Below are 15109 nucleotides of genomic sequence, written 5' to 3' on the forward strand. Positions count from 1 at the left end.
TGGGTGACCCCACCGATGGCCCCACCGGCCCCCCGGGCACCACCGTCGACTCCGCCTTCACCTCAGACTCCTTCCCATCCTCCAGCCCCACACAGGGCCCCTCCGGCCTCCTGGGCGGCCCCTGGGACTCCGCACAGGCGGACAGCCCCTGGGAGCCCGCGCGGTCGGGCGGAGCGGAAGGCCCCGCCGACCTGTCGGCCACCACTGGCTTCGATGACCTATCGGATGCCGGGGCCACTTCGGTTCTGTCCGCCGGCACCGGAGACTCCACGGGCCTGCTCGGCGCACATGGCCTGGGCGACAGCGGTGACGCCGGCCTGCTCGGTACCCGTCGCCTGGGTGACAGCGGGAACTCCGCCGGCGAACTTCCGGGCTCCGCGAACGCGCTCGGCGGCACCGGGACAGCCGACCTGGCGGGCGGCATCCAAGGCTCCCGACCCGGCGGATCCGCGCCAGGGGGCGGCCCGGCGAGCGCCCCGACGGTCGGCGGAGTCGTGCAGCGCCTCGCAGGTGACAGTGGCCGAGATGGCGCCGATGGCTCCCCGTCGTGGAGCGGCCCGGGTGACCTGTCAGCCCAGAGCGCGCCGGCCACCGGTCCGACCTGGTCCGATACCGCCGGTGCCCTTCCCTTGGGCCCAGAGTCGACATCCACGGGGGACGGCCCGCCGGGGACGGTCCGGGTCCTCGCCGCACCCACTCCGACCCCCGGGCCGAGTACCGGTCTCCTCGGTCACCAGCCCCTACCCCTGGCCCTGCAACGAGCCCAGGATCCGTCCCACCCGGGGACGACCGCCCCGTTCCACCCCGGAGCATCGTCGCCCCACGCCGGGACGTCCTATCCAAGTCACGCCAGCCAGCCATCCCTCGCGGGGACAGTCACCGCGTCGAACCCCGGCACGGCCTCCGCGTCCCACGCCGGCATGTCCTCCCCGTTCCATGCGGGCATGGACTCCCCGTTCCACGCCGGAACGACCTCCCCGCCCTACGGCGGGACGCGGAGCCCGGCCCGGTCCGAGGTGACCGTCCAGACCTACCCGTCGACGGCGGCACTCCCCGGCACCCGGGCGCCAGCGGCACCATGGCCGACCGGAGCCCACCCCGCGCCATGGACGACCGCAGCCCCGTCCGCTCCGTGGCCCTCCGCCCAGCCGTTCCCCGTGGCCACCACCCAGCCCGACCCGCCCGACCCCGACCCGCCGACCCACGTGCAACGCCTCCCGGAACCGGACGCGCCGTCGATGACACCGTCCCTGGTCCGTACCGAGGAAGCGTTCGTGCAGCGGGCAGAGGCCGCACCGGCCCCGGCCCCCGCGACCGGCGACGGCGCCCCGCAGGAGGAACTCCTGAAGAAGCTGTTCGACCCCCTGCTCCGCCGCCTGAAGGCCGAACTCCGACTGGACAGGGACCGCCGGGGCGCCCTCACAGACCTCCGCCACTGACCCCCGACCACCAGCCACCGACCACCAAACCACCCGACCACCGGCCACCCACCGCAGGCCACCGACCGCAGGCCACCCCACCACCGGCCCACCGACCACGGACCCCGACCCGAAGCCCGGCACCACCCCGACACAGCGCCCGGCACCCCAGCCCACAACACCCGATCCACCAGGAGGAACCCATGGCGGGAAGGCCCGACGTCGAGGCGGTCGCGATCTCCTTCGTGGTGACCGTGGACGGCAACAGCCTCGGCGCGTTCCAGAGCTGCGAGGGCCTGGGCGTGGAGGTCGTGATGGAGCAGCGGGAGGAGGGCGGCCAGAACGGGTGGGTGTGGCAGTTGCCGACCCGGATCAAGTACCCGAACATCAAGCTCACCCGGCCGGTCACCGCCGACAGCAGGAAGATCGCCGCCTGGTTCGCGGACCTGTCCAACGGGGTGAAGCGGATGACGGCCATGATCGAGGCCCGCAACGCCGTCGGGCTGAAGATCGTGGCGTGGAACCTGCACGGGGTCGTGCCGGTGCGCTGGACGGGGCCGCAGCTCACCCTGGACAGCCCGAAGGTGGCGACGGAGACCCTGGAGCTGGCACACCACGGGTTCGTGGCGTCATGACCGGGCCGGTCACGTTCACGGCGGCGGGCACGTCGACGCACCGCAATCCGGGCGGCGGGCGGGACGGGGCGCCGGCGAGCCTGCAACGGGCGTTCCTGGAGATGCGCGAACCCCCGGCGGACGGGGGCACGGCCGCCCCGGGCGCGACGGTGATCGACAACATCGACTTCCAGTTCAACCCGAAGGAGCTGACCCTCACGAAGGCGGCGAAGTGGGGGCGCAACCCGCAGGCGAAGGCGAAGAAGGCCGGGCCGCCGGAGTTCCTCGGTTCGGAGCCGGCGAAGTTGTCGTTGGAGCTGTTCTTCGACGCCACCGAGAAGATGAACGACGACGTGGTCAACGCGGTGGAGAAGCTGTTCACGTGCACGGTGCGGTACAAGAAGATGAAGACCCCGCCGTGGGTGATCTTCCACTGGGGCGGGCTGACCAGCTTCCCCGGGTTCCTGAAGTCGGTGTCGGCGAAGTACACCCTGTTCACGCCGGGCGGCATCCCGGTACGGGCGGTGTGCACGGTGAGCCTGGAGGAGATCTCCGGGGAGCAGGGCGGCCAGAACCCGACGTCCGGCGCGCTCGCGGCCCGGGACGTGCACGTGATCGTCGCGGGGGACACCCTGCAGTCGGTCGCGCACCGCGCCTACGGGAACCCGGCGCTGTGGCGGGCCGTCGCCGAGGCCAACGGGGTGGACGATCCGCTGCGCCTGGCCCCGGGCCGCCGGCTGCTGGTCCCCGGGCTGGAGGAGATCACCCGTGGCCAATGAGAGCTTCGCCAACACCCTCGTCGTGGAGGTCGAGGACGTGCCGCTGGCCGCCGACGTGGCCACGATGCTCACGTACGCCTATGTGGACGACAGCCGCAACCTGCCGGACCTGTTCGTGCTCCGGTTCCGCGACCCGCAGCACGTGGTGCTCGACAAGGCCAAGTTCGTGATCGGCGCGAAAGTGGCGCTCAAAGTGCAGACCGCCGAGCCGACCGGCCCGCAGCTGCTGCTCGCCGGGGAGGTCACGGCCCTGGAGGTCGAGCTGGACCCGTCGGGTTCGGTGACGGAGGTCCGGGGCCTGGATGTCGCGCACCGGCTGTTCCGGGGCCGCCGGGTCGCCGCCTACCCCAACATGACCGTGCCCGACATCGTGCGCAAGGTCGCCCAGCGGGCGGGGGTGAAGACCGGGACCCTCGATCCGGTACCGGGGGTCAGCGGCACCGCCCACACCCAGCTCAGCCAGGACAACGTGAGCGACTGGGAGTTCCTGTCCCGGCTCGCGGACCTCGTGGGCGCGCAGCTGGCCGTGGCCGACGGGAAGCTGGACTTCCGGCTGCCGGCGGCCCCGAAGGGCGCCCCGGACCCGCGGGCGAAGGCGCACACCGACCCGCTGGTCCTGGAGGCCGGCCGCAACCTGGTCTCGCTGCGCGCGTGCGTGTCGGCCGCCGAGCAGGTGCCCAGTGTCGAGGCGCGCGGCTGGGACTTCGAACGCAAGCAGGAGGTGTCGGCCACCGCCGTCCCGACGACGGCCGGCGCGGAGGTGGCGGGGCTGGACCCGGTGGAGCTGGGGCGGAAATTCAAGAGTCCGCCGTACGTGGCCGCCGACGCGTCGTGGCGCACGCCCGGCTCGGTCCGGGCCACGGCCGCCGCGTTGGCCGCCCAGCTCGGCGGCGCGTGCGTGGAACTCGACGGCGTGGCCAAGGGGAACCCGAAGCTGCGGGCCGGTGCGTCGGTGGCCCTGGGCGGGGTGGGCGAGCAGTTCGCGGGCAAGTACGTGCTGACGAGTACCCGGCACCTGTTCAGCGACCACGGGTACGAGACGGCCTTCATCGTCTCCGGCCGGCAGGAGCGTTCGCTGTTCGGGCTGGTCCAGGCGGGCGGCGCGGACACCCGGGGCGACCGGGGACTGGTGCCGGGGATCGTCAGCGACGTGCGCGACCCGTTGGAGCTGGGCCGGGTGCGGCTGACGTACCCGTGGCTGGCCAAGGACTTCACCAGCGGCTGGGCCCGGCTCGTGGCGCCCGGGGCGGGGAAGGGGCGCGGGGCGCTGTTCCTGCCGGAGGTCGGCGACGAGGTGCTGGTCGGGTTCACGGGCGGCGACATGGACTCGCCGTACGTCCTCGGCGGGCTCTACAACGGCAAGGACACCCTGCCGAAGCTGTCGGCGGCGCCCGTCGACGGCGGCAGCGGCGAGATCGCGGCCCGCGCCCTGGTCTCGCGCACCGGGCACCGGCTCGAACTGGTCGAGAACGACGGCGTCCTGCTCGCCACCGGGGACGGGAAGCTCTCGGTGAAGCTGGACAAGAAGTCGGGGAGGGTGACCGTCACGGGCGCGCGGGGGCTGGTGCTCGACGCCGGCACCGGCAAGGTCGAGATCAAGGGCACGGGCGTCAGCGTCGACGGCGGCAGCGGTCCGGTCGAGATCAAGGGCCAGAAGGTCTCGGCGCAGGGTACGGCCGAGGCGGAGCTGAAGGCCACCGGCCAGGTGACCGTCAGCGGCGGCATCGTCAAGATCAACTAGGGGGAGTCATGCCAGCAGCGGCGCGGGTCGGCGATCCGACCGGCCACCCGGGGGTGGTGACCGGACCGGGGTGCCCGACCGTCCTGATCGGCGGGGTGCCCGCGGCCCGGGTGGGGGACCTGCACACCTGTTCCTTCCCGCCGCCCGCCGTGCACCCGCCGACCCCGCTGGTCCCGCCCGGCTGCCCGACGGTGCTGATCGGCGGGATGCCGGCGGCCCGGATGGGGGACATGGCGGGCTGCGGCGCGCCGATCCTGATGGGCTGCCCGACCGTCCTGATCGGAGGCTGACCGTGTCGTCGATCCACACGGGAACCCGGCGCGCATCCCAGGGAGGCCACGGTGAGTGAGTTCGTCGGGAAGGGCTGGGCGTTCCCCGTGCGGACCGACGCCACCGGCTCCATCGCCCTCGTCGGCGGCGACCGCGAGATCGCCGAGAGCATCCGCCTCATCCTCGCCACCGCGCCCGGCGAGCGCCCCATGCGCCCCGAGTTCGGCTGCGCGGTGCACGACCTGGTGTTCGCCCCGGCGGATGTCGCCACGGCCGGCCGGATCGCGTACGAGGTGCGGCTGTCCCTGGAGCGCTGGGAGCCCCGGATCACCCTGCACGACGTGCGGGTCGGGTTCGCCTCGGTCGAGGAGGGCATCCTCATGATCGACATCCGGTACGAGATCCGGGGCGACAACGACCCGCGCAATCTGGTGTTCCCGTTCTATGTGATCCCCACCCACGAGGAGGCGGACTGATGTCCCTGCCCAGCCCGAACCTCGACGACCGGCGGTTCCAGGAGCTCGTCGACGAGGCGAAGCGCATGGTGCAGCAGCGCTGTCCGGAGTGGACGGACCACAACGTGTCCGACCCGGGCGTGACGCTGATCGAGACGTTCGCGTTCATGGTCGACACGGTGCTGTACCGGATGAACCGCGTCCCCGACCTGCACTACGTCAAGTTCCTCGACCTGATCGGGGTACGCCTGTTCCCGCCGACCGCCGCGACCGGCGAGGTCACCTACCGGCTCGCCGCCGCCCAGCCGGAGACCGTCGTGGTGCCGGCCGGGGCGCAGGTCGCCAGCCAGCGCCTCGACACCGAGGACCCACTGCTGTTCACTGTCGACCGGGACCTGCGGATCGTGCCGTGCGCCCTGGACCGGGTGCTCACGGCCACCGGGAGCGACGTGCCCGCCGACCGGTCCGAGGAGCTGGCCGCCGGGGCGGGGCTGGCGTGCTTCGCGGCCCAGCCCGTACCCGGCGATGTCGTGCTCTTCGGTCTCGACGTGGCCGTGCCGCACTGTCTGGTGCTGCTGCGGGTCGACTGCGACGTGGCCGGCGTCGGCGTGGACCCGCGCGACCCGCCGCTGGTGTGGGAGGCGTGGACCGGGGCCGGCTGGGAACGGTGCGAGGTCGACGCCGACTCCACCGGCGGCTTCAACCGGCCCGGCGACGTCCTGCTGCACGTGCCCGCGAACCACACCCCGTCCGTCCTGGGCCGGCACCGGGCCGCCTGGCTGCGCTGCCGGGTCGTGGAACCCGCCCAGGGCCAGCCGTTCTACCGCGCCTCGCCCCGGCTGCTGTCCGTCGCCGCGTCCACGATGGGCGGCACCGTCGGGGTCGTGCACGCCGACGTGGTCCGCGACGAGGTCGTGGGCATGTCCACCGGCGTCCCCGGCCAGCGCTTCCCCCTCGAACACCGGCCGGTCGTCGCCGACGCCGAACCGCTGGCCGTGCTCGTCGACGCCGACGAGTGGCGGGAGGTGACGTCGTTCGCCGGTTCCGGGGCCACCGACCGGCACTTCATGGTCGACCGGGGCGCCGGGGAACTCCTGTTCGGGCCGGCGGTCCGCGAACCCGACGGCGGGCTGCGGCACTACGGGGCCGTGCCGGCCAAGGGCACGACGATCAGGATTCCGGTGTACCGCACGGGCGGCGGCCGGCGCGGCAACGTCGCCCGCGGCATGCTCCAGATCCAGCGCGACCCCGTCCCGTTCGTGTCCACGGTCGCCAACCGGGCCCCCGCGACCGGCGGCGTGGACGGCGAGTCCGTCGAGGACGCCGCCACCCGGGGCCCGCTGACCCTGCGCACCCGGGACCGCGCCGTCACCGCCGAGGACTACGAACAGCTCGCCCGCGAGGCCGCCCCCGACGCGGCCCGGGTCCGGTGCGTCCCCGTCGGCGAGGAGTCCGGCGCCGTACGGGTCCTCGTCGTCCCCGCCGTGACCGCCACCGACGACCTGCGGTTCGCCGACCTCAAGCCCAGCGCCGCCCTGCTGTCCAAGGTGTCCCGGCACCTGGAGGAACGCCGGTGCATCGGGGCCCGGATCTCGGTGGAGCCCCCGTTCTACCAGGGCGTCACCGTCGTCGCCGAACTCCAGGCCCGGCCGCGCACCGAACCCGAGGTGCTCCGGTCCCGCGCCCTCCAGGAGCTGTACGCCTACCTGCACCCCATCACCGGCGGCCCCGACCGCACCGGCTGGCCCTTCGGCCGCCCCGTGCACTCCGGGGAGATCTTCGCCGTCCTGCAACGGATCCCCGGCGTCGAACTCGTCGAGGAGGTCCGGCTGTTCGGCGCGGACCCGGTCTCCGGCAACCGGGGCGGCGCCGTACCGCGCCTGACCCTGTCCCCGAACGGCCTGGTCTTCTCCTACGGCCACCAGGTCCGGGTCGGCCGGGCATGAGACTCGGCGCACCGGACCTGACGACGGCGCACCCGATCGGGGAGCGCCTCCCCGGCGTGTACCTGGAGAACGCCTTCACCCAGCGCTTCACCGAGGCCCTCGACCAGGTGCTCGCCCCGGTGTTCCTGGCCCTGGACTGCTTCCCCGCGTACCTCGACCCCGCCCTGGTCCCCGAGGACTTCCTCGACTGGCTCGCCGGCTGGGTCGCGCTGTCCCTCGACGAGAGCTGGCCGGTCGCCCAACGCCGCGACCTCGTCGCGCACGCCGTGGAACTGCACCGCTGGCGGGGCACGAAACGGGGCCTGGCCGCGCACGCCCGGCTGCTCACCGGCGGGGCCGTGGAGGTCGTCGACAGCGGGGTGTGCGGCTGGTCGGACGTCGCCGGCGGGGAGGTGCCCGGGAGCGGGCCCGCGCAGGTGGTGGTGCGGGTGGCGGTGCCGGATCCCGGGTCGGTCAACCAGCGCCGGTTGCGGGCGGCGATCGTGGAGGCGGTACCGGCGCACGTGTTCGTGACGGTGGAGGTGGTGGCGTCGTGATCGTGTGTCGGCAGTGCGGGGAGCGCGACGAGGCGGGGGCGCAGTTCTGCGGGGCGTGCGGGGCGTTCCTGGAATGGGAGGGGACATCCACCGCCGAGGCCAGACCCGCTGTCCCGCCCACGGAGCCCCGGCCCGCAGCGCCCGCGCCGCACGCCCGGCCGGAAGCCCCCGCCGCGCATGCCCAGCCCACTGGCCCGGAGGCGAACCGTCCTACCTGGAACTTCACCCGGCCGGAGCCTCATCCGGCGCCCCGCCAGGCCCCCACGCCGCCGCCGGCTCCCGACGCGCCTCCGCCGGTGCGCGAAGTGCGCCCGCAATCCCCGGCCCCGGCCGCGCCCCTGCCGCCGCACGGGTCTTCTCAGCCGTCCCCGACTCCCGCCGTATCCCCGCCGCCCCGCGAGATCCCCCCGCCCCCTGACCAGTGGACCCCCGCCCCGGTCCGCCCCACCGAACGCCAGCCCACCGACGAGACCACCGTCCGCCGCCCCACCCGCCACCATGCCGAAGACCGCGCCCCGCTCCCCGGCGAGACCGTCTGCCCCGCCTGCGGCACCGGCAACGACCCGGCCCGCCGGTTCTGCCGCCGCTGCGGCGGACCGCTCACCCCCGCCGCCGTCGTGGTCCCGCCCACCCGGTGGCAGCGGCTGGTCGGCTGGGTCTTCCCCCGCCGGGTGTACGACGCCGGCACCCGCCGCACCGCCCGCCGCACCATCAGCTGGCGCCGCCCGGTGCTGCTGCTGGCCGGCGTCCTCGCGCTGGTGACGATCGCGGCGACCCCGGGCCTGCGCGCGCTCCCCGGCAAGGGCCTGGCGGCCGTCCTGGACCGCACCTCCAAGCCGGCGGCCCGGGTCCCGAGCGCCGCCCGCGCGTCCGGTTCGGCGGCCGGCACGTCCCCGGACCGCGTGTACGACGGCAAGAACGACACCTACTGGGCCCCCACCGGCCCGGGCGGCTGGGTGGAGGTGGACTTCGCGAAGGCGTTCCGGCTCATCGACGTGATCGTCACGCCCGGGGTGTCGGCCGACCAGAAGGCGTTCGTGGCCGGGGGCCGGCCGGCGGTGCTCACCGTGGAGGTCACCGACGGGGCCGGCCGGGTGACCCGGCTGACGTGGCAGGTCCGGGACGCGCCGGGGGCGCAGACGTTCCCGGCGCGCGTCAGTGACGCGCGCCGGGTGCGGTTCACCGTCGGGTCGGCCTACGGACCCCCCGACCGCCCGGCGGCCGTCGCCGAACTCGAGTTCTTCGGCCGATGACCGGGCACACCGCCGGCCGACGCCGACCGCACCGTCGGCCCCGACACCGACCCGGCCGGCGACCGCGCCCCGACCCGGCCCGCCCGGCGACCGCGCGGCCCGCCCCGACCCGGGCCGCGACCGTGCCCCGGCCCGCCGCGACCGTGCCCCGGCCCGCCGCGACCGTGCCCCGGCCCGCCGGGCCCGCCCCGGGTCAGTCGAGCGTCGCCACGACCTCGGCGTACCGCTGCCGGGCCCGCCCCGCCGCCGCCCGATCACCGAGCCGCGTGCAGGCGTCGATGAGCAGCCGCCAGCCGGCGTCGCAGTACCGGTCGATTTCTGTGCACTGTTCGGCCGCGGACACGGCCTCGTCGTGGTCGTCGCGGAGCATGGCCGAGCGGGCCAGGTCCACGGCGGCGGTGGCGGCCCGGCGGCGGAGCGCCTCGCGGGTGCCGACGACCCACTCCTCGGGGCCGTCCTCGGGGAGCAGTTCGCCGTGGTAGACGTCGAGCGCGGTGCGCAGGGCGACGGCCAGGGTGTCGAAGTCGCCGGCGAGCCGGGCGTCGTGCGCGGTGTCGATGGCGGCCCCGAAGGTGGCCACGTCGGAGTACCCCCCGGTGGGGAGCACGAGCTGGTAGGCGTCCCCGGACCGCGCCAGCTGGCAGGACCCGCCGGCCTCGGTGTCGAGGAACTTCCGCAGGCTGGAGAGCGTGACGTGCAGGTTGTGCGTCGCGGGGACGGCGTCGGTGCCGGGCCACAGCGCGTCGATCAGGGTCTCGCGGTGCACGGAGTGCCCGGCGCGCATGGCGAGCAGGCGCAGCGCCGTACGGGTCCGGGGTTTGATCGTCGAGTAGTCGATGGGACGCCCGTGCACCCGGAGCCGGAATCCGCCGAAGCACCGGATCTCGATCCGTGAGGTGTGGACGGTTCTGAACGGGCTGCGCTGTGCGAGTGTGGACACATGCCCTCCCGTGGAGTTACAGCAGGTCAGGGCAGAATCCCACGCATAAGATCGTGTATGTCGATAGAGCCCGGTATCCGACAGTAGTTTCAACCGATCGTAGGGTAATCTGCGCAGGGCGCGCGGGCCACCGGATTCGAGGGTCCTCAGAGGGCTGTCGGGACCGCGGGCGGCAGCGCGCCGGCCCGGGTGCCCGTCATGACCGGCGGCTAACGGGGCAGCTCCCGGACCAGCACCTTCCCGGTCGCGTTGCGCGGCAGAACCTCGAGAAACACCACATCCCTGGGTACGGAGAACCGCGCCAGGTGCTCCCGCACGTGCGCCCGCACCGCGTCCGCGTCCAGCGAGGCCCCGGGATGCAGCACCACCCAGGCGGCCAGCCGCTGCCCCCACTCGGGATCGTCCACCCCGGCCACGCAGCATTCGAGGACGGCGTCCATCCGGCTGAGCAGGTCCTCGACCTCGCGCGGGTACACGTTCTCCCCACCCGAGATGATCATGTCGTCCTCGCGGCCGTCGACGAACAGCCGGCCCTCGGCGTCGAGGTGCCCGACGTCGCCGGTCCGGAGCATGCCGTCGCGGATCTCCTTGCCGTCCCCGTGGGTGTACCCGTCGAACAGCATCTCGTTGGCCACGAAGATGTGCCCGGTCGCCCCGGCGGCGGTCTCGGTGCCGTCCCCGTCGAGGATCGCCAGCCGGGTGCCGAGCGGCGGGCGGCCGGCCGTGCCGGGGGCGGCGCGCAGGTCGGCGGGCTGGGCGACGGCCACCCAGGACGCCTCGGTGGAGCCGTACAGGTTGTAGAGCACGTCGCCGTAGGAGTCCATGAACTCCGTCGCCAGGTCCCCGGGCAGCGCCGAGCCGCTGGCGGCCACGACGCGCAGGGCGGGCAGCCGGGGCACGTCGCCGTGGTCGAGGAGGCGTTGCAGCATGACGGGTACCACCCACAGCGCGGTGCAGGCCTGCTCGGCGAGCAGCCGGTTCACGGCCGCCGGCTCGAACTTGCGCCGCAGCACGAGGGTGGCCCGCAGCGCGGTGGAGAACTGGAGCCCGCCGAAGCCCCAGGTGTGGAACACGGGCGCGGCGATCAGCACCTTGTCGCCGACCCGGAGCGGGATCTTCGACAGCATCGCGGCGACGGGGGCGAGGCTGTGCGCGGCGGGCCGGCGGGCACCCTTGGGCGCGCCGGTGGTGCCGGAGGTCAGGATGATGGTCCGTCCGGCCCGGTCGGGCGGGGACAGCGGTTCGGCCGCCCCGTCGGCGCAGATCCGTTCCAGGTCGCTGGCGCCGCTGTCGGACCAGGCGGTGTAGCGGGGCAGGTCCACCCCGTCGAGCGCGAACTCCTCGTCGGCGACCAGGACCTCGACCCGCTGCTGCTCCAGCACGGTGCGCAGCTGGCCGGCCGACAGCCCGGTGTTCAACAGCACGACGTCCGCGCCGACCTTGCTCGCCGCGATCATGGTCTCGATCGCGCCGCGGTGGTTGCGGCACAACAGGCCGATCCGGGGGGTACCGAACCGCGCGAGGTCCCGCGCCAGTCGATTGGTCCGCAGGTCCACCTCCGCGAACGTCAGGCTGCCCGCGTCGTCGATGATGGCCGTGCGGTGCGGGTCCCGCCGGGCCGCCGACGTGTACTCCCCGGCCAGGCTCAGCCCCCACCGGGCGAGCGCGCCCACCTGGCGGACGATCCGGTCGGGTCGCCCGGGGTTCAGCAGCCCGCTGCGGACGAAGGTGGTGGCCAGGCGGGTGAGTGCGCCGATCGAGTACACCTGCGGTCTCCCGGGGGACGAGGGCGGGGGCGGGCGGGGCGTGGGCCGGCCTCCCCCTGGGGGAGCCAGGGGGAGACCGACGACTGCGTGGAACTAACGCAGTGACGCGCCGGAGATCTGGCGCGCGATGACCAGGCGCTGGATCTCGGACGTACCCTCGAAGATAGTGAAGATCTTCGAATCGCGGTACCACCGCTCGACCGGGTGTTCCCGGCTGTAGCCGTACCCGCCGAGGATCTGCACCGCCTGCTCGGTGGTGCGCACCGCGACCTCGCCGGCCTTGAGCTTGGACATCGAGCCCTCGCCCATCGTGAACTTCTTGCCGTTGCGGCCCATCCACGCGGCCCGCCACACCAGCAGCCGGGCGGCCTCGATGTCCATGGCCATGTCGGCGAGCATGAACGCGATGGCCTGGTTCTCCACGATCGGCTTGCCGAACTGCACCCGCGTCTTCGCGTACTCCAACGAGTACTCGTACGCCGCGCGGGCGATGCCGATCGCCATCGCGCCGACCGACGGCCGGGTCAGCTCGAAGGTCGCCATCGACTTGTTGCTGGCCTTCCTGCCCTCGCGGGCCTTCGCCAGCCGCTCGTCGAGCGCCTCCTTGCCGCCGAGCAGGCAGGAACCGGGCACCCGGACGTCGTCGAGGTACACGTCGGCGGTGTGCGAGGCGCGCAGGCCCAGCTTCTTCATCTTCGTCGGGCTGGTCAGCCCCGGGGTGCCGGGCGGCACCACGAACCCGGCCTGGCCGCGCGAACCGAGCGCCGGGTCGACCGAGGCCATCACGACGTGCACGCCGGCGATGCCGCCGTTGGTCGCGAAGCACTTGTTGCCGTTGAGGACCCACTCGTCCTTGGCCTCGTCGTACACCGCGCGGGTGCGCATGGCGCCCACGTCGGAGCCGGCCTCGGGCTCGGTGGAACAGAACGCGGCGACGGCGGGGTTGGCCTCGTCGCCGTAGCACTGCGGGATCCACTCGACCAGCTGCTCGGGCTCACCGGCGGAGTAGATCGAGGCCACGGCGAGGTTCGTGCCGTAGATGGCCAGCCCGATCCCGGCGTCGCCCCAGAACAGCTCCTCCAGGGCGATCGGCAGGGACAGGCCCGTGCCGTCGGCCCAGAACTCGGCGACCGTCTCGAAGCCGTAGAGCCCGATCTTCGCGGCCTCCTGGATGATCGGCCAGGGGGTCTCCTCCCGCTCGTCCCACTCGTGGGCGGCGGGGCGGATGACGGACTCGGCGAAGCCGTGGATCCAGGTCCGCAGCTCCTCGTGTTCTTCCGTGAGCTCGAAGTCGACCACGTCGTTACGCCTTGGGGATGTTGAACAGGCTGGCGAGACCGGCCGCGAACCCGAGGTCGCCCTTGATCTTGATCTTGCCGGTCATGAACTGCACCGGCGGGGAGGCGTTGCCCGAGGCGAGCTTGAGGAACTCGGTGCCGTTCAGGCTGATGGTCGCGCGGGGCTCGCCCTCGCCGTCCTTGTTGACCGTGCACTCGGTGCCGTTGAGCACCGTCTCGTACAGGTCGTAGCCGCCACCCGGCTTGTCCAGGATCTTCCAGTGCAGGATGGCGTTGGTGGACTTGCCGCCCTTGTACACCTGCTGCATCCGGTTGAACACCTCGTCGAGGACCGTGGTCCGCGCGTCGGGGTCCTCCAGGATCTGGGCGAACACCTCCTTGGGCGCGGTCTTCACGAGCTTCGCGAAGTCGCTCGGGCTGATCTCGCTCAGGTTCCCGAAGCCGTCGATCTCGGCCATGGTGTTTCCTCCGTTTGCTCTAACCTACTTGCGAGTAAGGTTACGTCGCGGTAGGTAGACTGGCAAGTATGACGACGACTAAATCGCGGCGACTTCCCCGGGCGGTCCGGGAGCGGCAGATGCTCGACGCCGCTGTGGCCGTGTTCGCCGAGCACGGGTACCACGCCGCCTCCATGGACGAGATCGCCGAGCGCGCCGGCATCTCCAAGCCGATGGTGTACGCCTACCTCGGCACCAAGGAGGAGCTCTTCGTCGCGTGCATCCACCGCGAGTCCGAGGCGCTCATGACGGCCGTGGCCGAGCGGATCGTGGGCGACATGGCCCCCGACGAGCGCCTGTGGCAGGGCCTGCGGGCCTTCCTGGGCTTCGTGGCCGCGCACCGCGACGCCTGGATCGTGCTGTACCGCCAGGCCCGCGCCCAGGGCGTCCCCTTCGCCGGCGAGGTCGAGCAGAGCCGGTCCCGGGTCGTCGACGCCGTGAGCGCCCTGCTGGGCGGCGCGGCCGAGCGGATGGAACCCGGCCCGGTCAAGGGCGACCTGGCCGCGATGGCCACGGCGCTCGTCGGCGCGGGCGAGGCCCTCGCGGACTGGATCGCCGACCACCCGGACGCCGACCCGGAGGTGGCGGCGGCCCGCCTGATGAACCTGGTCTGGCTCGGCTTCGGCACCCTGCTCACCGGCGCGCGCTGGACCCCGCCCACGGCCTGAGCCCCTCGGCCCGGGTCGGCGGGCACGGGCGGACAGGGGCGGGTCCGGTGACGACGACCGCCGTCACCGGACCCGGGGGAGCGGCGGCGCCCAACAACGCCGCCGCCGGGTGTCGAGCCCCCCTACGACACCGTCCCGCTCAGGTGCGGCCTGCCGGTCCGCACGTCGTGCACCGCGAACTCCCCGCCCTCGGCGGAGAACCCGACCTTCGCCGGCAGGAGTACGGGCAGCTTGAAGCGGACGTCCACCGTGTACGCCTCCGGCAGCCGACCCTCCAGCGCCGCCAGGCACCGGGCCTTCGTCCACATCCCGTGCGCGATGGCCTTGCGGAAACCGAAGACGCGCGCGGTCAGCGCGTAGAGGTGGATGGGGTTGGCGTCCCCGGAGACCGCCGCGTACCGGCGCCCGATGTCGCCGGGCACCTGCCAGACGGCGCCGGGCCTCGGCGCCTCGGGCCGGTCCACCCCGCCGGCCCTGTCACCGGCTCCGGCCCCGTCACCCGAGCCGGAGTCCGAGCCCCCCTTGCGCAGATACGTCGACCAGTCCTGCCACACGAGCTCCCCGTCGACCCGCGCCTCGCTCACCACGTCGAACTGCCGCCCCTTGTCGTGCGGCCGCAGGTCCACCGCCCGCACGGTCAGGCTCAACGCCTCCGAGGCGAGCACCGGCCGGTGCACCGTGATCCGGTTGGCGATGTGCACCAGCCCCAGTACCGGGAAGGGGAAGTCCGACCGGGTGAGCAGGTCCATCTGGAGCGGGAAGGACAGCACGTGCGGATAGGTGGCCGGCAGCGCGTCGGACACCCGGAACCCGCACACCCTGGCGTACGCCGCGAGCGCGCCCCGGTCGACGGTCACCTCCCGGTGTCCCTCGGCCGCCGGCAGGCTGTCGCCCCGGTGGGTGACCGTGGCCAACGCGCGCAGCACGC

15 protein-coding genes are annotated in these 15109 nt (G+C 73.6%); 10 read left to right on the forward strand and 5 right to left on the reverse strand.

Annotated elements, in window-relative coordinates:
- The first annotated feature begins 944 nt into the window (after positions 1–944).
- The 9 genes from AB0M43_RS22455 (at position 945) to AB0M43_RS22495 (ending at position 9012) form a co-directional block, all read left to right on the forward strand.
- A complete protein-coding gene (locus AB0M43_RS22455; RefSeq protein ID WP_363727627.1) occupies positions 945–1439 on the forward strand; it encodes a hypothetical protein in 495 nt (164 codons plus the stop codon).
- A gap of 182 nt (positions 1440–1621) precedes the next feature.
- A complete protein-coding gene (locus tag AB0M43_RS22460) occupies positions 1622–2053 on the forward strand; it encodes a phage tail protein (RefSeq protein ID WP_363727629.1) in 432 nt (143 codons plus the stop codon).
- A complete protein-coding gene (locus tag AB0M43_RS22465; RefSeq protein ID WP_363727631.1) occupies positions 2050–2811 on the forward strand; it encodes a LysM peptidoglycan-binding domain-containing protein in 762 nt (253 codons plus the stop codon). The genes AB0M43_RS22460 and AB0M43_RS22465 overlap by 4 nt, the downstream gene beginning before the upstream one ends.
- A complete protein-coding gene (locus AB0M43_RS22470) occupies positions 2801–4552 on the forward strand; it encodes a VgrG-related protein (protein ID WP_363727633.1) in 1752 nt (583 codons plus the stop codon). Before AB0M43_RS22465 ends, AB0M43_RS22470 begins: the two co-directional genes overlap by 11 nt.
- Before the next feature lie 8 nt (positions 4553–4560).
- Positions 4561–4842 carry a PAAR domain-containing protein gene (locus tag AB0M43_RS22475; RefSeq protein ID WP_363727635.1) on the forward strand — a complete coding sequence of 94 codons (282 nt, stop codon included), beginning with the start codon at positions 4561–4563 and terminating at the stop codon, positions 4840–4842.
- Positions 4843–4893: 51 nt separating this feature from the next.
- Complete coding sequence (locus AB0M43_RS22480; RefSeq protein WP_363727637.1) at positions 4894–5298, forward strand: GPW/gp25 family protein; 405 nt, start codon at positions 4894–4896, stop codon at positions 5296–5298.
- Positions 5298–7223, forward strand: coding sequence for a putative baseplate assembly protein (locus AB0M43_RS22485; RefSeq protein WP_363727639.1), 1926 nt, complete (start codon positions 5298–5300; stop codon positions 7221–7223). The genes AB0M43_RS22480 and AB0M43_RS22485 overlap by 1 nt, the downstream gene beginning before the upstream one ends.
- The gene (locus tag AB0M43_RS22490) at positions 7220–7759 is read left to right on the forward strand and encodes a phage tail protein (RefSeq protein WP_363727641.1); all 540 of its coding nucleotides are present in this window, start codon (positions 7220–7222) and stop codon (positions 7757–7759) included. Before AB0M43_RS22485 ends, AB0M43_RS22490 begins: the two co-directional genes overlap by 4 nt.
- Positions 7760–8064: 305 nt before the next feature.
- Positions 8065–9012, forward strand: coding sequence for a hypothetical protein (locus tag AB0M43_RS22495; RefSeq protein ID WP_363727643.1), 948 nt, complete (start codon positions 8065–8067; stop codon positions 9010–9012).
- A 193-nt stretch (positions 9013–9205) separates the two neighbouring features.
- Here the strand turns inward: AB0M43_RS22495 and AB0M43_RS22500 are convergent, their stop codons facing one another.
- From AB0M43_RS22500 to AB0M43_RS22515, 4 genes are all read right to left on the reverse strand, one after another.
- Positions 9206–9952, reverse strand: a complete 747-nt coding sequence (locus tag AB0M43_RS22500; protein WP_363727645.1) for a BTAD domain-containing putative transcriptional regulator — start codon at positions 9950–9952, stop codon at positions 9206–9208.
- Positions 9953–10161: 209 nt separating this feature from the next.
- Positions 10162–11718, reverse strand: coding sequence for an AMP-binding protein (locus AB0M43_RS22505; protein ID WP_363727648.1), 1557 nt, complete (start codon positions 11716–11718; stop codon positions 10162–10164).
- A gap of 93 nt (positions 11719–11811) precedes the next feature.
- Positions 11812–13017, reverse strand: coding sequence for an acyl-CoA dehydrogenase family protein (locus tag AB0M43_RS22510; RefSeq protein ID WP_363727650.1), 1206 nt, complete (start codon positions 13015–13017; stop codon positions 11812–11814).
- 4 nt (positions 13018–13021) lie between these two features.
- Positions 13022–13474 carry an SCP2 sterol-binding domain-containing protein gene (locus AB0M43_RS22515; RefSeq protein WP_363727652.1) on the reverse strand — a complete coding sequence of 151 codons (453 nt, stop codon included), beginning with the start codon at positions 13472–13474 and terminating at the stop codon, positions 13022–13024.
- A 68-nt stretch (positions 13475–13542) separates the two neighbouring features.
- Here AB0M43_RS22515 and AB0M43_RS22520 point away from each other — a divergent pair, with 68 nt between their 5' ends.
- On the forward strand, positions 13543–14181 hold the full coding sequence (locus tag AB0M43_RS22520) for a TetR/AcrR family transcriptional regulator (protein WP_363727654.1): 639 nt from the start codon (positions 13543–13545) through the stop codon (positions 14179–14181).
- 122 nt (positions 14182–14303) lie between these two features.
- Here the strand turns inward: AB0M43_RS22520 and AB0M43_RS22525 are convergent, their stop codons facing one another.
- A complete protein-coding gene (locus tag AB0M43_RS22525; RefSeq protein ID WP_363727656.1) occupies positions 14304–15107 on the reverse strand; it encodes a MaoC/PaaZ C-terminal domain-containing protein in 804 nt (267 codons plus the stop codon).
- Positions 15108–15109 lie beyond the last annotated feature (2 nt).

The sequence above is a fragment of the Longispora sp. NPDC051575 genome (assembly GCF_040681875.1).
Lineage (GTDB): Bacteria > Actinomycetota > Actinomycetes > Mycobacteriales > Micromonosporaceae > Longispora.